The organism is Caulobacter sp. ALps2 (genome assembly GCF_058681635.1).
Genome location: NZ_CM178743.1, coordinates 4,146,396 through 4,172,164, shown reverse-complemented (window position 1 = coordinate 4,172,164; position 25,769 = coordinate 4,146,396). Strand labels below are relative to the sequence as shown.

Sequence of the window (25,769 nt, the reverse complement as noted above, 5' to 3'; positions counted from 1 at the left end):
AGCAGCGGGTATAGTAGAGCCGTGGGTGGCCGGGCAAGCGGCGTGGGCTTGACTTCCCAGGCGAGCGTGACGCCAAGAAGGCGTCCATGACCCTTTCGAGCACGACTCCCCGGCCGCTGATCGCCGGAAACTGGAAGATGAACGGTCTTTCGGCCGCCCTCGACGAGGCCCGCGCCGTCGCGGCCGGCCTGGATCGCCAGCCGGCGGCCGCCCGCGTCGCCATCTTCCCGCCCGCCACCCTGCTGCATCGCCTGGCGCAGACCCTGGAGGGCTCGTTCGTCCTGACGGGCGGCCAGGACTGCCACGGCAAGGCCAGCGGCGCCCATACCGGCGACACCTCGGCCGAAATGATCGCCGACGCCGGCGGGACACTGGTCATCGTCGGTCACTCCGAGCGCCGCACCGACCACGGCGAGACCTGCCAGCAGGTCGCCGCCAAGGCGCAGGCCGCCATCGCCGCGGGCCTGGAGCCGATCGTCTGCGTCGGCGAGAGCCTCGCGCAACGGGAGGCGGGCGACGCGGTCAGCTTCGTCATCGGCCAGCTGCACAATTCGCTGCCGGCCAGCCTCAAGGGCCAGGCGTTCAACGTCGCCTACGAGCCGCTGTGGGCCATCGGCACCGGCCACGTGGCCTCGGTCGAAAACATCGTCGAGATGCACGCGGCCATCCGCGCCGAGCTGATCAGCCTGTTCGGCGGTCAGGGCGGCGTCACGCCGATCCTTTACGGCGGCTCGGTCAAGCCCGACAACGCCCGCGAGATCCTGGCCGCGCCGGAAGTCGGCGGGGCGCTGGTTGGCGGCGCGTCGCTCAAGGCCACGGATTTCCTGGCCATCATTGAAGCGGCATGAGAGCCCAGAATCCTTGACATCAGGGCGCCCACGTGCGCCTTACCGCGCCTTGCAAATCACCGCGTATTCAAGACTTTCATGACCTCCATGCACGCCTATCGCACCCACAACTGCGGCGCTCTGCGCGCTTCCGACACCGGTTCCTCGGTGCGCCTGTCGGGCTGGATCCATCGCAAGCGCGATCACGGCGGTCTGGTCTTCATCGACCTACGCGACCACCACGGCCTGACGCAGTTGGTCCTGCACCCGGAGACCCCGGGCTTCGCGATCGTCGAGCGCCTGCGCGCCGAAAGCGTGATCCGCGTCGACGGCGAAGTGATCGCTCGCGACGCCAGTGTGGTGAACGCCAACCTGCCTACCGGCGAGATCGAGATCCGCGTCTCGGCCGTTGAAGTGCTGTCGGAAGCCGCCGAACTGCCGCTGCCGGTATTCGGCGAGCCCGACTATCCGGAAGAGATCCGCCTCAAGCACCGCTATCTCGACCTGCGTCGCGAGACCCTGCACAAGAACATTGTCCTGCGCTCGCGCGTGATCCAGTCGATCCGCAACCGCATGTTCGCCCAGGGCTTCAATGAGTTCCAGACGCCGATCCTGACCGCCAGCTCGCCGGAAGGCGCGCGCGACTTCCTGGTGCCGTCGCGTCTGCACCCCGAGAAGTTCTACGCCCTGCCGCAGGCGCCCCAGCAGTTCAAGCAGCTGCTGATGGTCTCGGGCTTCGACCGTTACTTCCAGATCGCCCCGTGCTTCCGCGACGAAGACCTGCGCGCCGACCGTTCGCTGGAATTCTACCAGCTCGACGTCGAGATGAGCTTCGTCACCCAGGAAGACGTGTTCGCGGCCATCGAGCCGGTGATGCACGGCGTGTTCGAGGAGTTCTCGAGCGGCAAGCCGGTCTCGCCGATCTCGGGCGCGCACACCTTCACCAACGACCTGGGTGAATCGTTCGAGCACAAGGGCTTCGAGCGCCTGACCTACCTGCAGTCGATGGCCTGGTATGGCAGCGACAAGCCGGACCTGCGCAACCCGATCAAGATGCAGAACGTCTCGGAGCACTTCCGTGACGGCGGCTTTGGCCTGTTCGCCAAGATTCTGGGCGCGGACGCCAAGAACCAGATCTGGGCGATCCCGGCCCCGACCGGCGGCTCGCGCGCCTTCTGCGACCGCATGAACAGCTGGGCCCAAGGCGAAGGCCAGCCGGGCCTGGGATACGTCTTCTGGTCGGAAGACCAGGGTGGCTGGGGCGGCCCGATCGCCAAGAACCTGGGCGAGCCGACGCAAGCCCTGATGGAATCGCTGGGCCTGGGCGCCGGCGACGCCGCCTTCTTCGTGGCCGGCGATCCCTCCGTGTTCGCCAAGTTCGCGGGCCTGGCCCGCACGCGGGTCGGCACGGAGCTGAAGCTGGTCGACGAGAACCAGTTCAAGTTCTGCTGGATCGTCGACTTCCCGATGTTCGAGTGGAACGAGGAAGAGAAGAAGGTCGACTTCTCGCATAACCCGTTCTCGATGCCGCAAGGCGGTCTGGAGGCCCTGGAAACCCAGGATCCGCTGACCATCCGCGCCTACCAGTATGACATCGTCTGCAACGGCTACGAGCTATGCTCGGGCGCGATCCGGAACCACAAGCCCGAGATCATGCTCAAGGCCTTCGCCACCGCCGGCTACGGTCCCGAAGTGGTCGAGGAGCAGTTCGGCGGCATGCTGAACGCCTTCCGTTACGGCGCGCCGCCGCACGGTGGTCTGGCCCCCGGCATCGACCGCATCGTCATGCTGCTGGCCGACCAGGTCGCCATCCGCGAAGTCATCGCCTTCCCGCTGAACCAGCAGGGGCAAGACCTGCTGATGAATGCGCCTGCCAACGTACTCGACAAGCAGCTCAAGGAGCTGCACATCCGCACCGCGCCGCCGATCAAGGTTTAAGGCGCGGCGAGAGCCCTCAAGCAAAAAGCCCTCCGGTCTCGCGATCGGAGGGCTTTTTCTTGGTCTCTATCCGAAGATCAGTATTTCGGAGGTTTCGGCGGCTTGGGCGGAGCCGGAGGCGCGGGCGGCGCCTTGGGCATCTCGCGCAGCAGCATGAAGCGCGCGTTCCTCATGCCGTTGCAGGGGCGCACCGAGAGGCCCGAGGGCAGGCGCACGCCGTCGGCGCAGGCTTCGTCCAGTTGGTCCTGGTCCAGGCCCCTGGCGCCCGTGAAATCCGCTCCGGTCAGCACCGCGGCGCTGAGGTCGGCGTTGCGGAAGTCCGCGCCGGTCAGGATCGCGCCGCGCAGGTTGACGGCCGTCAGGTCGGCATTGCGGAAGTTGGCGCCCTCGAACCGGCCGCCGGTCATGTTGGCGTGGGTCATGTCCGAGTTCGAGAAGTCGGCGTCGCGGGCGTTGACGCCTTGCATGTTCGAGCCGTTCAGTTCCGCGTTCGACAGCCTGGCGCGCTGCATATTGGCGCCGACCAACTGCGCGCCGTGCAGTTCTGACGAGGACAGGTCGACGCGGACCATGATCGCCGATTGCAGGTTGATGCCGCTGCTCTCGACGCCCGACATCTTGGCGTCGGTGAAGTTGGCGGCCACGAAATTGGCGCCGCGCATCTCGGCGCCACGCAGGTCGGCGCGGGTCAGATCCGCATTGGCGAAGTTGCTGCCGTAGAACATGGCGCCGCGCAGGTCGGCGCCGATCAGCACGGACTTGACGAAGTTGGCGCCGGCGAACTTGGCGTTCATCAGCTTGCGGCCAGCCAGGTCACAGTTGGCGCACATCCCGCCGAAGGACGTCAGCTTGGCGACATCCTTGTCTTCGATCGAAGCATGAGCCGGACCCGTGAGGGCCAGCAGGCTCAGCGTCAAGGCGGCGATTGAAACGCCCAAGCGGGACATCGACTTCTCCGTGCCAGTCCAACGATACGCGACTGTGTGAGTTACGGTTTGAACCGTCGGAGGGTACGAGGCCACTTAAATCGCGGTAATGACGGGAGTTTAACGGCAGCGTGGGATGGAGAAACCGCGGGGCAACAACGTGGAGTCGTCGCCGCAGGCGCCGTTCAACTGGCCTTGGCTGAGGCCCACGGCGCGGTTCATCTCGGCGCCCGAGAAATTGACGCCCGACAGCCGGGCGCCGGAAAAGTTCGCGCCTTGCAGATAGGCGCCGACGAAGCTGGCGTTGGTCAGGTCGGCGCGGGCGAAGCTGGCGCCGGTCATCACGGCGCCATAGGCGTTGACGTCGCGCAGGTCGCCGCCGGCGAAGCTGGTGCGGTTCATGATCGCCGCCGAGAAGTCCGCCTGGCGCAGGCGCGCGCCCGCCAGGTTCTTGTTCTTCAACTCCAGGTTCGACAGGTCGGCCTGGAACAGATTGCAGCGCGGGCAGTTGGCGCCGTTGCGCACGGCCGAAATCTGGCCGGCGTTCTGGGCGCTGGCGCTCGAGGCGACGGTCAGCGCCGCAAGAGCGGCGAGCAGGGCAAACGGTTTCATTCTGGCGCAGATCCTACGCGAAAAGGGCTTTCGCACCTTGCCGCAGCAAGCTTAACGCCAACCGAACGATCTTACGACGAGGCGACGGGCCCCGGACGGTCCGACTGCGCCCCGCACGTGTCGCAGACGGTCAGGGCGCCGCGACGGTTCAGCGAGAGGTCGCCGCAGGCCGGGCACATCTCGCCCTCGGCGCCGGGCCGGTCGGCGCCCTCGACGCGTTTGCGGCCGAACGAGGCGAAGACCAGGTTGTCGGGAGCCACGCCGCGCGAGAAGCCCTTCGAGATGAACTTGCTGGCCAGCACGGGATCTAGGCCGACGTCGTCGATCTCGTCGTCGGTCAGCCGCTTGCCCCAGCCCAGGCCGTCGGCGTTGAACTCGTCGCTGTCGCCATTGGCCAGGTCGTCGCGGCCCAGATACGACACGCCCAGCTCGCGGAAGATGTAGTCCAGGATCGAGGTGGCCGACTTGATCGAGTCATTGCCCGAGACAGGACCAGCCGGCTCGAACTTGGTGTAGACGAAGGCGTCGACGAACTCGTGCAGCGGCACGCCGTGCTGCAGGCCCAGCGATACGGCGATGGCGAAGTTGTTCATCAGGCTGCGAAACGCCGCGCCTTCCTTGTGCATGTCGATGAACAGCTCGCCCAGCTCGCCGTCCTCGTACTCGCCGGTGTGCAGATAGACCTTGTGGCCGCCGACGGCCGCCTTCTGGATATAGCCCTTGCGACGGTCGGGCAGACGGCGGCGGGCGCGGTCGCGCTCGACGATCTTCTCCACCACGCGCTCGGTGACGACCGGTTCACGCACGGGCGCGGCGGCGCGCGGCGCTTCGGCGACGGGCTCCTCGGGCAGATCCAGCTTGAAATCGGCCGGGGCGGTGGCGCGTTGCAGGCGCAGGGTCCGAACACCCGCGCGGGCCGCGGCGGCCTGGGCGCGGAGCGCGTCGGAAGGACGGCTGTCGAAGGCCACCGGCACGGTGACGGGCGAGGGCAGGCAGGTGAAGCTCTCGACGGCGACCAGCATGGCCAGGCGCTCGGCGAAGGCCGGGGCCTCGATCGAGCGGAAGGCCTCGCGCAGCTCCGGGTTCAGGGCGTCGCAGTCGCCCAGCGTGCCCGCGCCCAGGGCGTGGCGCTCGGCGACGGCGATCTCGGTCGGGGAGAAGTCGGCGAACGCCAGGGTGTCGAAGTCGCGGCGGGCCACGTCCTCGGCCGAGGCGCCCAGCACGTCGCGCAGGAAGCCCGCGCCGACGATGGCCGGCGCGAAGGCCGCGCGCAGGCCGTGGTGCTCGCGCAGGGCGTTCTCGGCCTTCTCGATCTCGTGGGCGGTGAAGCCGCGCGCCTGCAGCATCATGTGGTCTATGGCTGGGCTGTCCAGCAGTGAGCCGTGACCCAGGGCGTGGCGGCGAGCGGCGTCCAGGTCGACCCCCTCGGTCGACAGGGCCTCGAAGGCGGCGGGGCTGAAGGCGGGCAGCAGCCAGCCGTCGGCGGTCTGGGTGACCGAGACCGGCGACACCGCGCCGGCTGGGCCGACAGGGGCTCCGCCCAGGCGCAGGGAGGCCTCGACGTCTTCGAACGGACCGACCAGGGCGGCCGAGCGCAGGCCGTGCTTGCGGGCCAGGGCGTGGGCGGTGGCCAGGGCGGCCGCCGCTTCGGTGGCCAGGGCCGAGCGCAGGGCGGCGGCGCGCACACGACGTTCGGCGACGCCCTTGAGGATGCTTTGCTTGTCCTGCGCGAAAGCCTCGTCCGGACCGAGCACGGCGGCAGCCTCGGCGCTGGCCGACAGGGCCGCGCCGACGGCCAGGGCCCAAAGCACGGCGGCGCCGTCGCGGCCCTCGATGCTGGTCTGGGCCCAGCCCTGTGTCAGCAGGCAGTCGCCGACGCCGGCCAGTCCAAGGCGGGCAGGGCGGTCGCCGCGCTCCAGCTCCAGGGCCGTGCCCCACAGGTGGCAGACATAGGTGAAGCGCTCGACGTCGAAGCCGTCGTCATCGAGGAAGGCGCTGGCGTCGATGGCGGCGCTGACGCCCGCGCCGCGCGAGACCAGCTCGGCGTCGGTCGGCGACAGGGCCAGGGTAAGGGCGCTGGTCTCCCAGCCGACCTGAGCGGCGAGGGCCGAGGCTTCATCGCCAGCGGCGACGGCCTGGCGCGAGGCCGAGGCGACCATCGAGAGGTCGCGCTCGAGCGTCTGCTCCGCCAGGGCCGGGCGCGCGGTGTCGGCGGTGGCGATGGCGTCGAGGATGGTGCGGTCGTCGGCGCCCAGTTCGCGGGCCTTGCGGGCGGCGCGGGCCAGGGCCGGGTTCTTGCGCACGTCGCCGCAGGCGCGGGGATCCCCCGAGCACCGACGAACGGCGTCGGTGACCTGGGCCAGGGCGGCGTCCAGGCGCGCGGCGGCCTGGGCGGCCAGCGAGCGGCCGCGGCGCTGAGCCAACGTGGTCTTCACAGCGCTCTGGAATTCGAATTCGCCGATGTCGGGCAGCAGGTCCAGGCCGGTCGCGCCGATCGCCGGCGTGGCGACGCCCGACAGCATGGTGGCCAGCAGGGCTTCACGGAAGGCGTTGGCGTCGGCCTTGTCGCCGAACAGGCCGCGCGCCAGGCCCGTCTGGGCGATACGCTCGGCGTAGCGGGCCGGCCCGCCGCCCAGCGGGGCCTTGGGCTCGACCTGACCGGCCCAGTCCAGCCAGGCCTCGACGCGGGCGTCGCTCCAGGTCGACGGGGCGGACACCACCACGATCTCGTCGGCGCGCTCGAGGTCCCGCCACTCCATGGCGGGGACAAGTCCGGCGGCTTTGGCGGGCGTGCGCATGGGCGAGTTCCGGTCCGGGCGGCGGTCGTGATATCTTACCAAATCCCTAACGACTGATTCCGTGCCGCTGGGATGCGCGTAAGGTCGCACCCCAAGCTAGAACCTCGATCGCCGAGCCTCAATAGATGTCGTGGGTCATGGGGCTCTAATCCACAAGATGTTGAAGTTGGTCCGGGCGGAGCGGCGCTGGACGCTGGGAGCGCGGGGCGCTATGTTCCGGCCGCTTCACCGCGCGTCTCGCGGTGGATCAAAGCCTTGCAAATTCAGGTGCGAACGTAGTGCTGAAAGCGATCTTCACGTGGTGGAACGGCGCGACCCTGGGTCAGCGTTTCCATATCGGCCGCCGCGGCGTGTTCATCGGCCAGGACGAGCAGGGCAACCGCTATTTCGAAGCCCGCGATAACAGCGACAGCTACGACCAGCGCAAGCGCCGCTGGGTGATCTATAACGGCTATGCCGAGGCCTCGAAGGTCCCGCCGGACTGGAGCGGCTGGCTGCACTACACCTTCGACGAGCCGCCGACCCAGGTTCCGCTGCCGCGTCGTGAGTGGGAAAAGGATCACCTGCCCAACCTGACTGGCACCGTCCACGCCTGGCGTCCCAAGGGTTCGCTGACCCGTGGCGGCGAGCGCGCGGCCGCCACCAGCGACTACGAAGCCTGGAAGCCGGAATAAGCCGCATGGCCCGTCGGGCGTCCCTGGTCGCCGTCTCTATTCTCTCGATTGGGGCCGTCCTGTCCGGTCTGACCGTGGCGGGCGCGGCGCTGGCGCGCCAGAACTCGACCTTCCAGCCCCCGGCCGCGCCGCTGGCCCCGCAGGCCCAGCCCGCGCCGACGGCGCCCGTCGCGCCCGGGGATGCGCGCCCGGCCCAGCCGACCCAGGTGGCGCCGGCTATCGCTAATCCCAATCCGCCGGCCTCGCCCAAGCCCGCGGCGCCCAAACCCGCCGCGACGGTCAAGCCGCCAGAGCCGACCAAGCGCGGCCGTTATTCGGTGGCCATCCTCCAGGCCCTGGACAAGGTCACGACCGAGACCATGCGGTTCGAGGTCCCAATCGGCCAGCCGATCCGCTACAAGACCTTGATCTTCACCGTGCGCGCCTGCGAGACGGCCGCGTCGGACGAGATCGCGCCGGAAACCTCGGCCTATGTCGTCATCGACACTCAGCCCAAGGCCCAGGCCGGTCGCGCCGCCCCACCGGGACGTCAGGTCTACAAGGGTTGGATGTACGCCAGCACGCCGGGCCTGCACCCGCTGGAGCACCCGGTCTATGACGCCTGGCTGATCGCCTGCAAGCAGTCGCTGCCGGACGCCCCGCCCGCCAAGCCGTAGAAGTCGCCCGGGATCATCAGGGCCTTGGCCAGTCTCCGGCGATAGTCCGCGCGGCTGATCTCGATCGTGCCGAACTGCGTCAGGTGATCGGTCAGGAACTGGGTGTCCAGCAGCTGATAGCCGCCGGCCAGCAGCCGCGCGACCAGGTGGACCAGCGCGACCTTACTGGCGTCGCGCGCCGTCGAGAACATGCTCTCGCCGAAGAACGCCCCGCCCAGCGCCACGCCGTATAGGCCACCCACCAGCCGCTCGCCCTCCCAGGCCTCGACGCTGTGGGCCAGGCCACGCGCGTAGAGCTGGCCATAGAGGCGCTGGATGGGGTGGTTGATCCAGGTGTCGACCCGACCGGGCTTCGAGGCCGCGCAGCCCTCGATCACCGCCTCGAAGGCGGTGTCGATCTTGACCTCGTACGGACCGTTGCGAACCGTGCGGGCCAGGCGCTTGGGGATGTGAAAGTCCCCGAGCGGCAAGACGCCCCGTCGCTCGGGATCGATCAGGAACAGGCTTTCGTCCTCGCGGGCGTCCGCCATGGGGAAGACGCCGCGCGCGTAGCAGGCGATCAGATCATCGACCGTGAAGGCGTCTTCCATCGCCCGCCTCGGGTCAGGCTTCCTGGGCTTTGATCCAGCGTTCCAGCCAGTGGATGTCGTAGTCGCCGGCCAGGATGTCGGGTTGAACCAGCAGGTCCTGGAACAGCGGGATCGTGGTCTCGATACCGCCGACGACCATCTCGCCCAGGCAGCGCTTCAGGCGAGCGATGCACTCGGCGCGGTCGCGGCCGTGCACGATCAGCTTGCCGATCAGGCTGTCGTAATAGGGCGGGATCGCATAGCCGGTGTAGATCGCCGAATCCAGGCGAACACCCAGGCCGCCGGGTGCGTGGAAGTCGGTGATCGTGCCGGGCGACGGCGTGAAGGTCCGTGCATTCTCGGCGTTGATCCGGCACTCGATGGCGTGACCCTCGAAGACGACCTCTTCCTGAGTGAACGACAGCGGCAGGCCGGCGGCGATGCGGATCTGTTCGCGCACCAGGTCGATGCCGGTGATGGCTTCGGTGACCGGGTGCTCGACCTGCAGGCGGGTGTTCATCTCGATGAAGAAGAACTCGCCGTTTTCCCACAGGAACTCGATGGTGCCGACGCCGAGATAGCCGATGGCCTTGACCGCATCGACGACGATCTTGCCGATCTTGGCGCGGTCGGCCGCACCGAGGGCGGGAGAGGGGGCTTCTTCCAGCACCTTCTGGTGGCGGCGCTGCAGCGAGCAGTCGCGTTCGCCCAGGTGCACCACGTTGCCATGGCTGTCGGCGATCACCTGCAGCTCGATGTGGCGCGGCTTCTGGAGATAGCGCTCCATATAGACCGTGTCGTCGCCAAACGCGGCGCGGGCCTCGGCGCGGGCCGTCGAGACGGCTTCGGCCAGGTCTTCACGCGTCTGGGCGACCTTCATGCCGCGACCGCCGCCGCCGGAGGCGGCCTTGATCAACACCGGGAAGCCGATCTTCTCGGCGGCCTCGAAGGCCTCTTCCTCGGTCGAGACGCCGCCGTCCGAGCCGGGGACGACCGGGATGCCGGCGTCCTTCACGGCCTGCTTGGCGGTGATCTTGTCGCCCATCATCCGGATGTGTTCCGGCTTCGGGCCGATGAAAGTGAAGCCGTGCGCGCCGACGATCTCGGCGAAGCGGGCGTTCTCCGACAGGAAGCCGTAGCCCGGGTGGATGCCCTGGGCGCCGGTGATCTCGGCCGCCGCGATGATCGACGGGATGTTCAGGTAGCTCTTGGCGGCGGGGGCGGGGCCGATGCAGACGCTCTCGTCCGCCAGGCGCACCCACATGGAATTACGGTCGGCCTCGGAGTGGACCGCCACGGTGGCGATGCCCATTTCCTTGCAGGCGCGGTGAACCCGGAGCGCGATCTCGCCCCGGTTCGCGATGAGGATCTTGTCGAACATGAGCGTTACTCGATGACGACGAGCGGCTCGCCGAACTCGACGGGCTGGGCGTCGGCGACCAGGATCTCGACGACCTTGCCGGCCTTCGGAGCCGCGATCGGGTTCATGGTCTTCATGGCCTCGACGATCAGCAGGGTCTGGCCGGCCGCCACGGTGTCACCGACCTTGATGAAGGCGTCGGCGCCCGGCTGGGGCGACAGATAGGCGGTGCCGACCATCGGCGACTTCACGGCGTCGCCACGGACGGCGGCCGGGGCCGGAGCGGCTTCAACGACGGCGGGCGCGGCGGCGGCAGCCGGAGCGGCGACCGGAGCCGGGGCGTAGGCGGGCGCGGCGGCCTGGACGTAGTTGACCGGAGCCGCGGTCAGTTCGCGGGCGACGCGGATCTTCAGGCCGGCGTGCTCGACTTCGATCTCGGACAGGCCCGTGTCCTTCAGGATGTCCGCCAGCTTGCGGACCAGACGGGCGTCGATGGCCGGAGCTTCGACCGGGTCGGCGGGGGCCTTGGGGTTCGACATGGAAGCTTACCTTGTTTCTTCTGAGCGCCCAGGCGGCGGAAAACGCCCGGCGTTATCGTTGCTAAACGCGGATCAGGCCGAAAGCGGCCTCGATCGCCAGTTCATAACTCGCCGCGCCGAACCCGGAGACGATCCCCGTAGCGGCCAGCGACACATAGGTGTGGCGGCGGAATTCCTCCCGCGCCGCCGGGTTGGACAAATGACACTCGATCACCGGGATACTCAAGGTCTTGAGCGCATCCAGAAGCGCGATCGAGGTGTGGCCGTAGCCAGCCGGATTGAGGATCAGCGCCGAGGCCGACTCACGCGCCTCGTGCACCCAATCGATCAGCACACCCTCATGGTTGGACTGGCGGAAGACCACCGAAACGCCACGCGTGGCCGCCCGCGCCTCACAGCGCGCACGGACATCGTCTAGCGTGTCCTTGCCATAAATCTCGGGCTCGCGGGTCCCCAACAGATTGAGATTGGGCCCGCTCAGCACGTGGATCGGTTTTACCATGCGGCTCCGCCGTCGATTCCGGGAGGTCTTGTATAGCCGGTTCCGCCGGGTCACAAGCACGGCTCGCTTCGGAGGTGAGATGAGGCTTTTGCTGAACGGGGAAGAGCGGGACGTGGCCGACGTGGTCACGATCGCCGATCTGGTGGCCGCTCTGGGTCTGGACGCCCGCAAGGTGGCGGTCGAGCGCAACCTCGAGATCGCCCCACGCTCGACCTACGCGGAGACGGCGCTGGCGGACGGCGACCGTATCGAGATCGTCACTTTTATCGGTGGCGGCTGATCCTGCGTATTTGAAACACCGGCTGACGGGGCGTAAACCAGCCGCATGAACGCGCACGTTTCCCCCGACTCCGTCTCGGCTGATAGCGACGAAACCTGGACCGTCGCCGGCCGCACCTTCCGCTCGCGACTGATCGTCGGCACGGGCAAGTACAAGGACTACGCGACCAACGCCGCCGCCGCCCGCGCGGCCGGGGCCGAGATCGTCACCGTGGCCGTGCGCCGGGTGAACCTGACCGACCCGACCCAGCCGCTGCTGGTCGACTACATCAAGCCGACCGAATTCACCTATCTGCCCAACACGGCCGGCTGCTTCACCGGCGAGGACGCCGTGCGCACCTTGCGCCTGGCCCGCGAGGCCGGCGGCTGGGACCTGGTCAAGCTGGAGGTTCTCAGCGACCCCAAGACCCTGTTCCCGGACATGGAAGAGACCTTGCGCTCACTGAAGCTGCTGGTCGCCGAGGGCTTCCAGGTGATGGTCTACTGCTCGGACGACCCGGTCTATGCCCGCAAGCTGGAAGAGGCCGGCGCGGTGGCGATCATGCCGTTGGGCGCGCCGATCGGCTCGGGGCTAGGCATCCAGAACCGCGTCAACCTGCGGATCATCGTCGAAAACGCCAAGGTCCCGGTGCTGGTCGACGCCGGCGTCGGCACGGCCTCGGACGCGGCGATCGGCATGGAACTGGGCTGTGACGCCATCCTGATGAACACCGCCATCGCCGAGGCCAAGGACCCGATCCGCATGGCCAAGGCCATGAAACACGCGGTCATCGCTGGCCGCGAGGCGTACCTCGCGGGCCGGATGCAGAAGCGGCTCTACGCCGATCCAAGCTCGCCGCTGGCGGGGCTGATCTAGGTCAGCTCGCCTTCGCCTTGCTCGCGCGCGTCTGCTCGATCGCCAGCTTGAGCGCATTGATGTCAGCGCCCGGGATGAGGGTGTCGCCGACGATGAAGGCCGGCGTGCCTGAGAGGGCCAGGGTCTTGGCCAGGGCTTCGGTGTCGGCCAGGTGCTGGGTGACGGCCTGGCTTTCGCCGGCGGCCTTGGCCTTGGCCATGTCGATACCCATGCCCTGGGCGATCCGCAGGGCGCCGGCGGCGTCGAGAGCGTTCTCGGCCATCAGGGCCTTGTAGAGTTCCAGGCTCTTGCCCTGGTCCTTGGCGCCCAGCATCAGGCGGGCGGCCGCCTCGCTGTCGTTGCCAAAGATCACGAAGTCCTTCATCACCAGGCGGATGTCGGGGTTCTTCCGCACCAGCTCGACGATCTCGGGCGCGGCGTGACGGCAGTAGCCGCAGCGATAGTCGAAGAATTCCGTGACCGTGATCGAACCGTTCGGATTGATGACGACGTCGCGCGGGTCGCGCTCGATGGCCTGGCGGTACTGGCCGATGGCCTTCTGGGCCGAGACGGCCTGCTGGGCGGCCTGTTTCTCCTGCAGCTTCTGGCTGGCCTCCATCAGCACCTCGGGGTGCTCGAGCAGGTACGCGCGGACCTTTTCGCCGAACGCCTTGTCGGGTTTGGCCTGGTTGCAGCCGGCGAGGGTCAGGCCGGCGATGGCCAGCGGAACGGCGAGGGTCGCGGCGCGACGGAGAAAGGTCATCTAGATCTCGGATAGAGGAGGGACGGCTTCAGCGCCCCAGGTTGGATGGCAGGGCGCTGTCCTTGGCCAGGTCCTTCAGGTCCTGGTTGGACGGGCGGGACGCCAGGATGATGTCGGTGGCCCGGCGCCAGTCCGGCGTGTTCTTGGTCAGCAATTCACGAGCCCGCATGGCGAAGACCTTGGCCTCGCGCACGGCGCCCAGCGAGTAGTATTGCTCGGCGGTGGCCAGACGCGCCTCGCCGTCCTTCTTCTGCGTGTCGTAAGCCTGGGCCAGCAGGCGCCAGGTGACGGCGTTGTCCGGATCGTTCAGCAGGCTGCGCTTCAGCTCCTGGACGCCTTCCTCGATCTTCTTGGGATCGTTCAGGCTGATCAGGGTCTGGCCCAGGTTGATGCGCAGCAGGGCTGCGTCTGGCTTCAGCTGCACCGACTTGCGCTGCGGCTCCTCGGCCAGGACGACGCGGTTGAATTCGAACAGGATCTGGCCCTTTAGCTCCCACAGATAGGGGTTGTCGGGATGCTGCTGGATCAGCGTTTCCAGCAGGTCCAGCGCCCGATCCGGATCCTTCATCTGGTAGTAGGCGATGGCGCGCGCGTAGCGGGCCGGAAAGCCCGTGTCGGTCTCCTTGTACTTCATCAAGGCGACTTGCGGGTTCAGGAACCCTTCCAGCTTGGCCTTCATGACCTCGTGCTGGGCCAGATCCTCGGGCGTGTCGACGGCCGTGTAGTGCGGCTGGCGCTCGACGCGGCTGCGCAGCACCTCGATCCGTTCGGACGACAGGGGGTGGCTGCGGAAATAGGCGAAGCGGCGGGCTTGGTCGAAGACTTCCTGATAGCGGAAGTTGTCGAAGAACTCGACGAGACCCCGGCCCGACTGGTTGGTGGCCTCCAGGAAGCCGGCGCCGGCCTGGTCGGCGCGTGATTCCTGTTCGCGGCTGTAGCCCAGGGCGCCCAGCGCTCCGGCATACTGCGCGTTGCCGAGCAGGACGGCGGCGCCGTCGGCGGATCCGGCCAGGGCCGCCAGGATGCCCAGACCCATGGTCAGGATCATCGGCTTGAGGCCAGCCTTCATCATCTCGTCGGAGCGGATCGGGTGGCCGCCGGCCAGGTGCCCGGTTTCGTGGGCGATGACGCCGCGCAGTTGATTGGGGTTCTCGGTCTGCAGGATCAGGCCGGTGTTCAGGCCCATCTGCAGGCCCTGGGTGGCGAAGGCGTTCAGGGACTTGTCGCCGATGATCAGGATGCGAACGTTCCGTGCATCCAGCCCCGCCGCCGTGAAGATCGGGTCGGCGTCGTGATGAAGGATCTCTTCGATTTCGGTGTCGCGGATCAGGGAAGGACCGCTGTCCTGGGCCAGGGCGACCTGAGGAACTCCGGACGCGAGAATGGCCAGCGCGGACAACGCCACGCCCAGCTGTTTCCCGGCACGCCCGCTACGCGAGGTCATCGAATGATCTCCAGATCGCGCCCCCGCGAACCCTGACCAGTCTAACTTGGAAGTTCGACGGGAGGGAACAAGGGTTTCCGGGTCCCGCCTAAACGATTCTGGGCCCAACAACGATTTCGGCCCGCGCGTCGGTCAGGACACGCGGGCCGTCATCAGGTCAGCCTACCGGCGCCACCAGCCGCGGCGCGGCTTTTCGGGCGGGGTGGTGATCTCGTTCGGGTCCGGCTCGGCCGTAGCGGCGGATTCGGCTTCGGTGACAGACTCGGGAGCCGGTTCCGGAGCGGCCTCAACCACCGGCTGGGCGATGGGCTCGATGACCGGCTCTGGCGGAACCACCGCGACGCTTTCGGTCACGGCTTCAGCCACGGCCTCGGCTTCAGCCACGGGAGCTTCCAGCGCGGCTTCGGCCTCGGCGGCTTCGGCGATCGCCTTCTTGCTCCGGGCGCGGGTGCGCTTGGGCTTCTTCGGAGCCTCCTCGGCCTCGGGCAGTTCGACCCAGACGTCGGCCGGCGGGCCGGCGATCACCGGCGGGGCCAGGATCGGGGCTTCGAACGGCTCGACCGGTTCGGCGGGGCTCACGACCTCGACGGCGACGGCCGTTTCGGCGACCGCCGTTTCGCCCACCGGGGCCTCGTCGCGGTTGCGACGGCCACGATCACGGCCGCGGCGGCCGCGTTCGCGAGCGGGACGCTCCTCGCGCTCGGGACGCTCGGCGCGTTCCGGACGTTCGACAGCCTCCGAGGCTTCGACGCGGGCTTCCGGCGCCGGGCGGCGCGGCTCGCCGTTGCCGCCGACCAGAGCGGCCGGGTCGTGCCAGGTGAAGACGTTCTCGCCGAACGGGACGCGCGGGCGGATCCAGACGAAGGCGTCGGCCGGACGATCGCCGTCCTCGCGACCACCACGACGGCCGCCACGGCGACCGCGACGGCGGCGACGGCGGCTGCCGTCATCGTCATCGCCGAACTCGGCGCGGTCGTCTGCTTCGCCTTCGAGCTCTTCTTCGTCGCCCTCGACTTCGGCCGGGGCCTCGCCTTCGGTTTCGCGCTCGTCGCGACGACCACGGCCGCGGCTACGATCACGACGGCCACGGCGGCCCTTGCGGTCGCCGCGATCGTCGTCGCGAGCCTGCTTGCGGGCCGAGGCGTCGTCGTCATCGGTGTCTTCGCGCTCGAGGCCTTCCTCGTCCTCGTCGTCGATGATCTCTTCGTCTTCTTCCTCGTCCTCGAAGGCCGTCGGATCGAAGTCGTCGTCTTCCTCGACATAGGGCGGCGGCGCCACGGCGATACGTTCGCCCAGCTCGGTGCGCTCGATCTCCTGGTCGCCGGCGTGCAGGCTGTCGTCGACCACGACCGTCACGTGCAGGCCGTGCGTCTGCAGCAGGCGCTGCAGATAGACGCGCTTTTCGTTGAGGATGTAGAGGCCGACCGAACGGGCGACCTTCAGGATCACCGCGCCGGAGCCCTTCAGGGCCTCGACCTCGACCGCGCGGAGGGCGGCGAGAGCGCTGGATTCGACCGAGCGGACGCGGCCGGTGCCTTCGCAGTGTTCGCAGACGTGGGTGGTGCCTTCCAGGACGCCGGTGCGGCGACGCTGGCGGCTGATCTCCATCAGGCCGAAGCCCGAGATCTTGCCCATCTGGATGCGGGCGCGGTCGTCCTTGAGGGCGTCCTTGAGGACCTTCTCGACCGTGCGATTGTTCTTGGCTTCATCCATGTCGATGAAGTCGATGACGATCAGGCCGGCTAGGTCGCGCAGGCGCAGCTGGCGGGCGGCTTCTTCAGCCGCTTCGACGTTGGTCTTGAGGGCCGTGGCCTCGATGTTGCGCTCGCGCGTGGCCTTGCCCGAGTTGACGTCGATGGCGACCAGGGCCTCGGTCTGGTTGATGACCAGGTAGCCGCCCGAACGCAGCGGCACGACCGGCGAATAGATCTGGGCCAGATGGTCCTCGATCTTGTTCTTGACGAACAGCGGGGTCGGGTCGCGGTAGTTGAAGACCTTCTTGGACTGGCTCGGCATCAGCATGCGCATGAAGTCGCGCGCTTCCTTGTAGCCGGCGTCGCCCTCGACCCAGATGCCCTCGAGGTCCTTGTCGTACATGTCGCGGATGGCGCGTTTGACGAGGTCTTCTTCCTCGTAGATCAGCGCCGGGGCGATCGAGTGCAGCGTATTCTCGCGGATGTTTTCCCACAGACGCAGCAGATATTCGTAGTCGCGCTTGACCTCGGCCTTGGTGCGCTTGGCGCCGGCGGTGCGGACGATCAGGCCCATGCCCTGTGGCACGTCCAGGCTGTTGACGACGCTCTTGAGGCGACGACGGTCGGCCACGGCCGTGATCTTGCGGCTGATGCCGCCGCCACGGGCGGTGTTGGGCATCAGGACGCCGTAGCGGCCGGCCAGCGACAGGTAGGTGGTCAGGGCCGCGCCCTTGTTGCCACGCTCTTCCTTGACGACCTGGACCAGCATGATCTGCCGGCGGCGGATCACTTCCTGGATCTTGTACTTGCGCATCAGCCGGCGCTTGCGGCGCGCCAGCTCTTCTTCGACGTCATCATCGTCGTCGTCGACCGCGTGATCGGCGCCGTTGTCGTCTTCGTCGTCGCCGCCGGAGGCGCGACGCGAGATCGGGGTGTCGTCCTCGTCGTCGCCCGAGTCGTCGCGCATCAGCGCTTCACGATCGGCGACCGGGATCTGGTAGTAATCCGGGTGGATCTCGTTGAATGCCAGGAAGCCATGGCGATTGCCGCCGTACTCGATGAACGCAGCCTGCAGGCTGGGTTCGACGCGCGTCACCTTGGCGAGATAGATGTTACCGCGAAGCTGTTTGCGGGTCTGGCTCTCGAAGTCGAACTCTTCAACCCGGGTTCCGTCCACGACGACCACACGCGTCTCTTCGGCGTGTGCTGCGTCGATCAGCATCTTCTTCGACATTAAGGAAGTCTCCACGGCGCGCGGCGGGCGCGAGGCCCGGTCGCCGTTCTGAATGAAGGGCGCGCGCGTCGCCGACCGTCGCACCGTCAGCGCGGTTGCGAAGGGTCAGGTGCCAAAGGCGGTCGGGTGCGGCGCAGCCCATTGAGGTTTCGTTTGTCCCTACCGCGCCAGGCGCGGGATTGGATGGCGCGTCGTCGCCGGGAAGGCGTTTGAGCCCGACGCGGGCCCCGTGGCGCGGCGTTTCGGCAGGCGTCTTGCCCGTCAGATCGGCTGCGTCTCGAACTATCTAGTCTGCCGTCTCCGCTTCGGAAGAGGTTCAGGACCACTTTCGAGGCAAAGCCGGCCCGCATGGAGTCGTGACGATCACGGACTTCGCGCGCGGCGGGACTGTAGCCACATCAGCGAGCAAAAGAAAAGCTTTCGCCGGACGATCTGGACTTAACCCTTTGGCTACCGCCTGTCGGCGATATTGACGTTCGGTTCACCAGTTCCGGATACCGCGGGCGGGTATGCGTAAGGTTCTTATCAGTTTGGCCCGCATGGGCTGGGTTCGGGCGGTGCTGATTATCGGCGGCCTGACCACGGCTGGCGTCGCGGTGGCGACCGCTCAAGGCCCGGCCGCGCCCGCTGGCGTGCAGAAGGTCCGCTTCGGCGGCGACCGCGGCGAAACCCGCGTCGTCATCGACCTGGACCGCGCCGCGGCCGGCAAGCTGATTTCCGACGGCATGAGCGACCAGCGCCTGGTGATGGCGCTTCCCAATGTTCTGGTGTCGGGCGACCTTCAGGGCACGGGTCAGGGCCTGGTCAAACGCTGGGTCATCGACGAGGCCGCCGGCGGCGCCCGTCTGCGCCTGGACCTGACCGGCAAGGCCGAGGTTCGCCGCCGCTTCCTGCTGCCGCCTGGCGACGGCGCCAGCGCCTATCGTTATGTCATCGACTTGAAGGCCGTGGATGGCGCGAGCGTGGGTCCCGCCGCGCCGCGCCTGACCATCGCCAGCACGCCGGTCAAGGCCGCGCCGCTGCGCATGAAGAAGGTCATCGTCATCGACGCCGGTCACGGCGGCAAGGATCCCGGCTCGCTGGGCGCCAATACCTACGAGAAAGACGTGACCCTGGCCGCCGCCAAGGCGCTGAAGGCGCGCCTGGAACGCACAGGGCGCTACCAGGTCGTTCTGACCCGCGAGACCGACACCTTCATCCCGCTGGAAGCGCGCGTGCAGATCGCCCGTCGCGCCGACGCGGATCTCTTCATCTCCATGCACGCCGACTCGGGACCTGACAGCAGCACGCGCGGGGCGTCGGTCTATACCCTGTCGGACAAGGGGACCGATCGGGTCGGCCTGGTCCTGGAGAAGGATGATTGGCTGATGAAGGCCAATGCGCCGGGCCGCGACCGCGCGGTCAGCCAGATCCTGCTAGACCTGTCGCAACGCGCGACCAAGAACCGTTCGGCCGCCTTCGCTCAACTGCTGCTGGCCAATGTCGGCGAGGAGACGACCCTGCTGCGTCGCAGCCACCGCGACGCCGGTTTCATCGTGCTGCTGGCCCCGGATGTGCCGGCCGTGCTGCTGGAAATGGGTTTCATCACCAATCCGGAAGACGAGGCTTTCCTGACCACCAAGAACAGCCGAGCCCGTCTGGTCAACGCCGTGGGTGACTCGATCGAAGCCTATTTCTCGGCGGGTCTGCGCAAGTCGTGACGATCCGAGGGGCGGATAAGCTTCCCCTTTTCACCATCGCGCTCTAATCACAGGGTGATCGTTCGTGCTTCGCTTGGCGAAGGCGCGACCGCAAAACCGCTTACGGTTCGGCGACAAGCGATCTAGTGAAGGGTGTGTGGCAGGCGAGGGGGTCTGCCCGACGGAGGTCGCGTGGATCTGAAACCCACCGAACGATGGATGGCCATCGCGGGCGTGGCGGTGCTTTCGGCTATCGCCGTCGCGGGATTCGCGATCGCGATCTACGCCGCCTGGCTGTTCCACGACATGCCCGACGCCGGTGAGCTGCAGGACTATCGCCCGCCGACGGCCACGCGCGTCTATGCCTGGGACGGCACCTTGATCGGCGAGTACTCCAAAGAGCGCCGGATCTTCATTCCTTACGACCAGATCCCGCCGCAGCTGGCCCAGGCCTTCCTGGCCGCCGAGGATCGCAACTTCTTCCAGCACGGGGGCGTCGACGTGGGCGGCCTGTCGCGCGCCATGCTCAAGAACGTCGGCAACGCCATGCGCGGCCGGCGCCTGGAAGGCGGCTCGACGATCACCCAGCAGGTCGCCAAGAACGTCCTGCTGACGAGCGACGCCACGGTCGGCCGCAAGTTCAAGGAAGCGATCCTGGCCCACCGCCTGGAACAGTCGCTGACCAAGCAGCAGATCCTCGAGCTGTATCTGAATGAAATCTGGCTGGGCTATCGCTCGTTCGGCGTTGGCGCGGCCGCCTACAACTATTTCGGCAAGTCGTTGCCGGACCTGACCCTGGCCCAGTGCGCCTACCTCGCCTCGCTGCCCAAGGGGCCGGACAACTACCATCCGATCCGCAACAAGGCCAAGGCTCTGGTCCGCCGCAATTGGGTGCTGGGCCAGATGGCCGAGCAGGGCTGGGTCTCCAAGGAAGACGCCCGCAAGGCGATGGCCGAGGATCTGGTCGTGCAAACCGCGCCCCGACGCGCCGCCTATCGCGACGCTGACTACTTCGTCGAGGAAGTGCGCCAGCGCGGTATGGCGACCCTGGGTCCCCGCCTCAACGAAGGCGGCTACTACATGCGCACGACGCTGGATCCGCGGCTGCAAACCGCCGCCCGGGTCGCGCTGATGGACGGTCTGGAGAAGTACGACCGCCGTCACGGTTGGCGCGGCGCCTGGGGTCATGTCGAGTCGACGGATCTGGCGTGGGAAAAGACCGCTTTGGCCAAGTCGATTCCGTCGGAACGGAACATGTGGCGTCCGGCCCTGGTCGTCTCCAATGACGGGCGCGTACGCCTGGTCAAGAAGGAGGGCGAGGGGCAAATCGTCGGCGAGGACATGGCCTGGGCCAAGAACGGCAAGGGTCTGAAGGCCGGCGACCTGGTGTTCGTCGAGAAAACCGACGCCGGCTATCGGCTGCGCCAGGTTCCCGCGGTGAACGGCGCCATGGTGGCAATGGAGCCCTACACGGGCCGCATCGTCGCTTTGGTGGGCGGCTATTCCTATTCGCTGTCGAACTTCAACCGCGCCACCCAGGCGATGCGCCAGCCAGGCTCGTCGTTCAAGCCGTTCGTCTACGCCACGGCTCTGGAGAATGGCTACACGCCGTCCAGCGTCGTCGTCGACAGCGCCATCACCTTCAAGGGCGCGAACGGCGAGGATTGGAGCCCAGAGAACTACCACAAGGAGTTCTACGGGGCCCAACCGCTGCGCAAGGGCCTGGAGCAGTCGATCAACGCCATGACCGTGCGCCTGGCCCAGGGGGTCGGCATGAAGAAGGTCGTCGACATGGCCAAGCGCGCCGGCGTGGTGCGCGACATGGCCCCGGTGCTGGCCATGGCCTTGGGCGCGGGCGAGACCACGCCATTCAAACTGACCGCCGCCTATGCCGCCTTCGTCAACGGTGGCCGCCGTGTCGACCCGCACCTGATCGAACTGGTCCAGGACCGCGAAGGCAAGGTCATCTTCCGCGCCGACAAGCGGGATTGCGAGCGCTGCGAGGCCGGCTTCAACGGCGATGAGAGCCCCAGGTTCGCCGCGCCGGGCGAGCAGATCATGGATCCGGTCACCGCCTACCAGATCACGTCGATGCTGCAGGGCGTGGTGCAGCGCGGCACCGCCGCCGCCGTCAGCTCGCTGGGCCGTCCGCTCGCGGGCAAGACGGGCACGACCAATGAGTATCGCAGCGCCTGGTTCGTCGGCTATTCGCCCAACCTGGTGGTCGGCGTCTTCGTCGGCTTCGACGACAACCGCTCGCTGGGCGAGGGCGAGACCGGCGCCACCGACGCCGTGCCGGTGTTCACCGACTTCATGAAGGTGGCGCTGGAGGGCCAGCCGATCGTCGACTTCAAGCCGCCGAAGACGGCCAAGTTCGCCATGGTGCGCGGTGTCCGCGAAGCCTTCCGTCCGGGCACCGAGCCGCGGGTCGAGGTCGCGCCGACGGGTCCGATTCCCTACAATGAGCTGCCGCAAGGGCTTCCACCCGTACCGCAGCCCGCGCCGCAACCCGGCAAGCCGCCGCCGCCGAAAGCCGATCCGCTCAGCGGTCTCTATTAGAGGGCGGATTGTACTGACGTCATTGCGCGGGAGAGCGACGCGCGTTATCTCCCGCGCCCTTCAACACTGTCACGGAGTAACGTGATGCGACCGGATGTCGAGGCCGCCGCGGCCGACATCGAGCAGTCCGTGGGACTGCTCAGGAGGCGTCTTTGACTGGGATGTCTCCCTCCGAAAGCTCGATGAGCTGAACGCCCGGGTCGAAGACCCGACCCTTTGGGACCGCCCGTCGGAAGCCCAAGCCGTCTCGCGCGAACGCGCCGCCCTGGCCGCCAAGGTCGAGGCCGTGCGGTCGATCGAGCGCGACGTGAAAGACGCGCTCGAATATGCCGAGCTGGCCGACATGGAGTCCGACGAGGACTCCCTGAACGATGCTCGCGCCCAGCTGAAGGCCATCCGGGAACGCGCGGGTCGCGCCGAACTGGAGGCCCTGCTGTCGGGCGAGGCCGATGGCAACGACGCCTATGTCGAAATCAACTCCGGGGCCGGTGGCACCGAGTCGTGCGACTGGGCCGGCATTCTGCTGCGGATGTACACGCGCTGGGCCAACGCCCACGGCATGACGACCGAGCTGATCGAAGAGACCGACGGCGACCAGGCCGGCATCAAGTCCGCGACCTTGCTGGTCAAGGGCCCGAATGCCTATGGCTGGCTGAAGACCGAGGCCGGGGTGCACCGTCTGGTGCGCATCAGCCCGTACGACAGCAGCGCCCGTCGTCACACCTCGTTCGCGTCGGCCTGGGTCTATCCCGTGATCGACGACACGATCGAGATCGAGATCAACCCGTCCGACGTGCGGACCGACACCTATCGCGCGTCCGGCGCCGGCGGTCAGCACATCAACAAGACGGACTCCGCCGTGCGTCTGACGCACATCCCGACCGGCATCGCGGTGGCCTGCCAGGCCGGCCGCTCGCAGCACCAGAACCGCGAGGAAGCCTGGAAGATGCTGCGCGCGCGCCTCTACGAAGCCGAGCTGCAGAAGCGGGAAGCCGCCCAGCAGGCGCTGGAAGACACCAAGACCGACATCGGCTGGGGTCACCAGATCCGCAGCTACGTCCTGCAGCCCTACCAGATGGTCAAGGACCTGCGGACCAACGTCGAGACCTCCGACACCCAAGGGGTGCTGGACGGCGACCTCGACGCCTTCATGGGCGCCTCCCTGGCCCAGCGCGTGGGTCACACGCGCGACGGTGGCGAGGCTTAGGTCTCGATTAGTCCCGCTGGCGTCTCCAGGGCGTCAGCGGGATATAGGTCGCCGCTTCGGTCGGCCCCTGGCGGCTGACCTCGACCAATCCCCTGCGTTTCAAGTTCTCGACGGCGTTCTGTACGGTGCGTCGCGACTGGCCCGTGCGTTCGGCCAGCTCCGCGTGGCTGAAGCTGGCGCGGCCTTCAACATGCGCCGCCGTGATCGCCAGATAGACCAGGAAGGAAGACGGCCTGTGGTCGTGACCCACGAGGTCGGCCATCAGGGTGTCGAGCACATAGCGGTCGATGGCGTAGGTCTGCGCAGTCATTGCTATAGCATTGCCTGCACGGCTTCACCCGCGCAAGCCGGCCGCGCTACGCCTCGGGCCTAGCAGGAAAGGGGAGCGCCATGAGCGTGATCAGCAAACTCAAGTTCGTCGGCATCCCGGTCAGCGACCAGGATCGGGCCCTGGCCTTCTGGACCGAGAAGGTGGGCCTGCGCGTCGCCACCGACCAGCCGATGGGCAAGCAACGCTGGATCGAGCTCAGCATCCCCGGCGCGGAGACGGGCCTGGTGTTGTTCACGCCCGAGGGCCACGAGGACCGCGTCGGCAGCTTCTTCAACGGCTCGCTGGCCTGCGACGACGTCGAGCACGCCTATCGCAAGCTGACCGAGAAGGGCGTCGAATTCGAGGGACCGCCCGAGAAGCAGCCGTGGGGAACCTTCGCCAAGTTCAAGGATCCGGACGGCAACACCTTCGTGTTGAGCAGCCGCTGATCCGCGGGAATCGAGAGAAACGAAAAACGCCCCGGATCGCTCCAAAGCGTTTTTGTATCGGAAGGTCCGAAGGCCTTAGCCGGCGGCCGGCTTGGCCAGGGCCAGTTGCTCCGGATGCGGCGCTTGCGCAGGGGCCGGTTGGGCGGCCGGGGCGGGGCGCTGGAACTTCAGGCTGCGGCCCTGGAAGAAGGCGCCGGTTTCCATGGCCAGTTGCTCATGAGTGATGTCGCCATCGATGTAGGAGGTGCCGTAGAGGCGGACCTGCTTGGAAGTGATGGCGCCGACCACGCGGCCGCGCACTTCGACGGCCTCGGCGTAGATGCTGCCTTCGATGTGGCCGGTCTCGCCGACGGTCAGGCGGCCGACGCGGACATCGCCCTTGACCACGCCGTCGATCTGCAGCTCGCCCTCGCCGGTGACGCTGCCTTCGATGGTCAGGTCGGCCGACAGCAAGGAGGCCACCTTTGGAGGAGAGCGCCGGGCCTGCTCGACCGGGGCGGCCGCCATCGGGGTGGGTAGGGGCTCGATACGCGCGGGGGACTTGCCGCCCGACTTAGCTTGCTTGCTGAACATACTCACCAGCCTTCAAGAAACGATTGGGGTTCTGGGCCTTGCCGTTGACCCAGACTTCGTAGTGCAGGTGCGGGCCGGTCGAGCGGCCGGTCGAGCCCATGGCCGCGATGCGCGTGCCGATGGTCACCCGTTGGCCGACGCGGACGCCGATGGTGGCCAGGTGGGCGTAACGGGTCTTGAAGCCGCCGCCGTGGTCGATCTCGACCGTATTGCCATAGCCCGAACGCACGCCCGTGAACGAGATGACGCCCGGCGCGGTGGCCATGATCGGGGTGTAGAAGGCGCCCGGGAAGTCCAGGCCCGAATGGAAGGCCGGACGGCGCGTGAACGGGTCGAAACGGACGCCGTAGCTGGACGAGAGGGCCGGATTGCTGGTCGGACGGTAGAACGGCAGCTTCTTGCTGGCCGCGCCCAGGGCCCGCATGTCCGACATGTCGTTGGCCGCGTGCTGGATTCGGCTGGCGAAGTCCTCGTCGACGTCGAGGACGGCGGCCAGGGCGCGCGGATCCTTGGCCTCGATCAGCGGGCCACCCAGCGACACGCCGCGACCGGTGAAGTTGGAGGCGTCCAGCCCCGCCATGCGCATGGCCAGGCGCAGGCGCTCGGCCCGGCTCTTGGCGAAGCCCTCGGCTGCGTCGATCAGGCGTTCCTGATCCATGCGGGTGGCCTGGATGCGCTGAACCGGGCTGGCGGCCAGCAGACGCGGCTTGGCGACCTTCAGGGCGTCGGCGGCGCCGGGTACGCCCTTGAAATCGGAGACGAGCAGGGCGAGGGCGGCGTGGCGTTTCTCGACCGAGGTGGCCAGGTCGTCCAGATTGCCGTTGGTGGCCGACAACTGGGCCACGGCGCTGTTCAGGCGCGCTTGCCGGTCGGCGTTCAGGCGCTCGTAATAGGCTTTCTGCTTGATCACCTGCTGGTCGGTCGAGCTGACCGCCAGGGCGTTGACCGCCATGGCCGCGGTGCAGACGCCCATCCACAGCGCGGTGACGGCGACGGCGGTCGCGCCCAGCAGCTGCTTGTTGGTGGAAAAGACGTAGCCGCGCATCTCGCCGCCAGAGCGGATATAGATGTGCCGTTCAGGGAAAAGGGCTTCGAGAGATTGTCGCAGTCGCTTAAAGCGCTTGATCGCCATCGCCCAAGAAACCCCCCGTTTCAGGTAGGGGCGATATGCAACGATAAAGCGGGAACGTGCAAGACTCTTCGCGCCCCAAGTGAGCGCGAGTCGCAAAATATAACATTGCGCCTCGATCCTTAACGTTTCCTGACCGCGAACGTCACCCGTTAAGGCTGCGCTTTCGCGGAAAGGTCACAGGTTGAGGCGCGGATACAACACCTCCGCGAC

At 67.6% G+C, this 25,769-nt stretch carries 24 protein-coding genes; 10 read left to right on the top strand and 14 right to left on the bottom strand.

What is annotated here, in order from left to right:
* Positions 1–86: 86 nt before the first annotated feature.
* Positions 87–848 (top strand): triose-phosphate isomerase, encoded by a 762-nt coding sequence (gene tpiA, locus ACW173_RS19695; RefSeq protein ID WP_492081773.1) that lies wholly within the window; start codon positions 87–89, stop codon positions 846–848.
* 78 nt (positions 849–926) lie between these two features.
* Entirely contained in the window at positions 927–2,765 is a 1,839-nt protein-coding gene (gene aspS / locus ACW173_RS19690) for an aspartate--tRNA ligase (RefSeq protein ID WP_492081772.1), read from the top strand.
* A 77-nt stretch (positions 2,766–2,842) separates the two neighbouring features.
* Here the strand turns inward: aspS and ACW173_RS19685 are convergent, their stop codons facing one another.
* The 3 genes from ACW173_RS19685 to ACW173_RS19675 form a co-directional block, all read right to left on the bottom strand.
* Positions 2,843–3,712 carry a pentapeptide repeat-containing protein gene (locus tag ACW173_RS19685; protein ID WP_492081771.1) on the bottom strand — a complete coding sequence of 290 codons (870 nt, stop codon included), beginning with the start codon at positions 3,710–3,712 and terminating at the stop codon, positions 2,843–2,845.
* A gap of 99 nt (positions 3,713–3,811) precedes the next feature.
* Positions 3,812–4,303, bottom strand: coding sequence for a pentapeptide repeat-containing protein (locus tag ACW173_RS19680; protein WP_492081770.1), 492 nt, complete (start codon positions 4,301–4,303; stop codon positions 3,812–3,814).
* A 71-nt stretch (positions 4,304–4,374) separates the two neighbouring features.
* On the bottom strand, positions 4,375–7,101 hold the full coding sequence (locus ACW173_RS19675) for a TSCPD domain-containing protein (protein WP_492081769.1): 2,727 nt from the start codon (positions 7,099–7,101) through the stop codon (positions 4,375–4,377).
* Between the two features lie 278 nt (positions 7,102–7,379).
* Between ACW173_RS19675 and ACW173_RS19670 the strand changes: the two genes are divergently transcribed.
* Both ACW173_RS19670 and ACW173_RS19665 read left to right on the top strand, forming a co-directional pair.
* Positions 7,380–7,775, top strand: a complete 396-nt coding sequence (locus tag ACW173_RS19670) for an NADH:ubiquinone oxidoreductase subunit NDUFA12 (protein WP_492081768.1) — start codon at positions 7,380–7,382, stop codon at positions 7,773–7,775.
* A 5-nt stretch (positions 7,776–7,780) separates the two neighbouring features.
* Positions 7,781–8,431, top strand: coding sequence for a DUF2155 domain-containing protein (locus ACW173_RS19665; protein WP_492081767.1), 651 nt, complete (start codon positions 7,781–7,783; stop codon positions 8,429–8,431).
* On the opposite strand, the gene aat is transcribed toward ACW173_RS19665, so the two are convergent.
* The 4 genes from aat to aroQ all read right to left on the bottom strand — a co-directional run bounded on the left by aat (position 8,368) and on the right by aroQ (position 11,401).
* The gene (gene aat / locus ACW173_RS19660) at positions 8,368–9,021 is read right to left on the bottom strand and encodes a leucyl/phenylalanyl-tRNA--protein transferase (protein WP_492081766.1); all 654 of its coding nucleotides are present in this window, start codon (positions 9,019–9,021) and stop codon (positions 8,368–8,370) included. The genes ACW173_RS19665 and aat overlap by 64 nt on opposite strands.
* 13 nt (positions 9,022–9,034) lie before the next feature.
* Positions 9,035–10,381, bottom strand: coding sequence for an acetyl-CoA carboxylase biotin carboxylase subunit (gene accC, locus ACW173_RS19655; RefSeq protein ID WP_492081765.1), 1,347 nt, complete (start codon positions 10,379–10,381; stop codon positions 9,035–9,037).
* A gap of 5 nt (positions 10,382–10,386) precedes the next feature.
* Positions 10,387–10,899 (bottom strand): acetyl-CoA carboxylase biotin carboxyl carrier protein, encoded by a 513-nt coding sequence (gene accB / locus ACW173_RS19650; RefSeq protein WP_492081764.1) that lies wholly within the window; start codon positions 10,897–10,899, stop codon positions 10,387–10,389.
* Positions 10,900–10,960: 61 nt separating this feature from the next.
* Positions 10,961–11,401, bottom strand: a complete 441-nt coding sequence (aroQ, locus tag ACW173_RS19645; protein ID WP_492081763.1) for a type II 3-dehydroquinate dehydratase — start codon at positions 11,399–11,401, stop codon at positions 10,961–10,963.
* Positions 11,402–11,480: 79 nt separating this feature from the next.
* Between aroQ and thiS the strand changes: the two genes are divergently transcribed.
* Both thiS and ACW173_RS19635 read left to right on the top strand, forming a co-directional pair.
* The gene (gene thiS / locus ACW173_RS19640; protein ID WP_492081762.1) at positions 11,481–11,681 is read left to right on the top strand and encodes a sulfur carrier protein ThiS; all 201 of its coding nucleotides are present in this window, start codon (positions 11,481–11,483) and stop codon (positions 11,679–11,681) included.
* A 45-nt stretch (positions 11,682–11,726) separates the two neighbouring features.
* Positions 11,727–12,536: a thiazole synthase gene (locus ACW173_RS19635; RefSeq protein ID WP_492081761.1), complete on the top strand. Its 810-nt coding sequence runs from the start codon at positions 11,727–11,729 to the stop codon at positions 12,534–12,536.
* Position 12,537: 1 nt separating this feature from the next.
* Here the strand turns inward: ACW173_RS19635 and ACW173_RS19630 are convergent, their stop codons facing one another.
* From ACW173_RS19630 to ACW173_RS19615, 4 genes are all read right to left on the bottom strand, one after another.
* Positions 12,538–13,278: a DsbA family protein gene (locus tag ACW173_RS19630; RefSeq protein ID WP_492081760.1), complete on the bottom strand. Its 741-nt coding sequence runs from the start codon at positions 13,276–13,278 to the stop codon at positions 12,538–12,540.
* A 28-nt stretch (positions 13,279–13,306) separates the two neighbouring features.
* Positions 13,307–14,722: a M48 family metalloprotease gene (locus ACW173_RS19625; RefSeq protein ID WP_492081759.1), complete on the bottom strand. Its 1,416-nt coding sequence runs from the start codon at positions 14,720–14,722 to the stop codon at positions 13,307–13,309.
* A 162-nt stretch (positions 14,723–14,884) separates the two neighbouring features.
* On the bottom strand, positions 14,885–17,650 hold the full coding sequence (locus ACW173_RS19620) for an Rne/Rng family ribonuclease (protein ID WP_492081758.1): 2,766 nt from the start codon (positions 17,648–17,650) through the stop codon (positions 14,885–14,887).
* A complete protein-coding gene (locus tag ACW173_RS19615) occupies positions 17,574–17,792 on the bottom strand; it encodes a hypothetical protein (RefSeq protein WP_492081757.1) in 219 nt (72 codons plus the stop codon). Before ACW173_RS19615 ends, ACW173_RS19620 begins: the two co-directional genes overlap by 77 nt.
* Before the next feature lie 367 nt (positions 17,793–18,159).
* Here ACW173_RS19615 and ACW173_RS19610 point away from each other — a divergent pair, with 367 nt between their 5' ends.
* The 3 genes from ACW173_RS19610 (at position 18,160) to prfB (ending at position 23,095) form a co-directional block, all read left to right on the top strand.
* On the top strand, positions 18,160–19,350 hold the full coding sequence (locus ACW173_RS19610; protein ID WP_492081756.1) for an N-acetylmuramoyl-L-alanine amidase family protein: 1,191 nt from the start codon (positions 18,160–18,162) through the stop codon (positions 19,348–19,350).
* 171 nt (positions 19,351–19,521) lie between these two features.
* Complete coding sequence (locus ACW173_RS19605) at positions 19,522–21,888, top strand: penicillin-binding protein 1A (RefSeq protein WP_492081755.1); 2,367 nt, start codon at positions 19,522–19,524, stop codon at positions 21,886–21,888.
* Between the two features lie 84 nt (positions 21,889–21,972).
* Positions 21,973–23,095, top strand: a protein-coding gene (gene prfB, locus ACW173_RS19600; RefSeq protein WP_492081754.1) for a peptide chain release factor 2 whose coding sequence is annotated in 2 segments (ribosomal slippage) — positions 21,973–22,041 and positions 22,043–23,095 — 1,122 coding nt in all. Because the reading frame shifts where the segments join, the coding sequence is not laid out codon by codon here.
* Positions 23,096–23,102: 7 nt separating this feature from the next.
* Here the strand turns inward: prfB and ACW173_RS19595 are convergent.
* Complete coding sequence (locus ACW173_RS19595) at positions 23,103–23,405, bottom strand: helix-turn-helix domain-containing protein (protein WP_492081753.1); 303 nt, start codon at positions 23,403–23,405, stop codon at positions 23,103–23,105.
* Positions 23,406–23,485: 80 nt separating this feature from the next.
* Between ACW173_RS19595 and ACW173_RS19590 the strand changes: the two genes are divergently transcribed.
* Positions 23,486–23,854 carry a VOC family protein gene (locus ACW173_RS19590; protein ID WP_492081752.1) on the top strand — a complete coding sequence of 123 codons (369 nt, stop codon included), beginning with the start codon at positions 23,486–23,488 and terminating at the stop codon, positions 23,852–23,854.
* 75 nt (positions 23,855–23,929) lie between these two features.
* Here the strand turns inward: ACW173_RS19590 and ACW173_RS19585 are convergent, their stop codons facing one another.
* Together ACW173_RS19585 and ACW173_RS19580 are read right to left on the bottom strand one after the other, a co-directional pair.
* The gene (locus ACW173_RS19585; protein WP_492081751.1) at positions 23,930–24,427 is read right to left on the bottom strand and encodes a bactofilin family protein; all 498 of its coding nucleotides are present in this window, start codon (positions 24,425–24,427) and stop codon (positions 23,930–23,932) included.
* Positions 24,408–25,559 carry a M23 family metallopeptidase gene (locus ACW173_RS19580; RefSeq protein WP_492081750.1) on the bottom strand — a complete coding sequence of 384 codons (1,152 nt, stop codon included), beginning with the start codon at positions 25,557–25,559 and terminating at the stop codon, positions 24,408–24,410. The genes ACW173_RS19585 and ACW173_RS19580 overlap by 20 nt, the downstream gene beginning before the upstream one ends.
* Positions 25,560–25,769 lie beyond the last annotated feature (210 nt).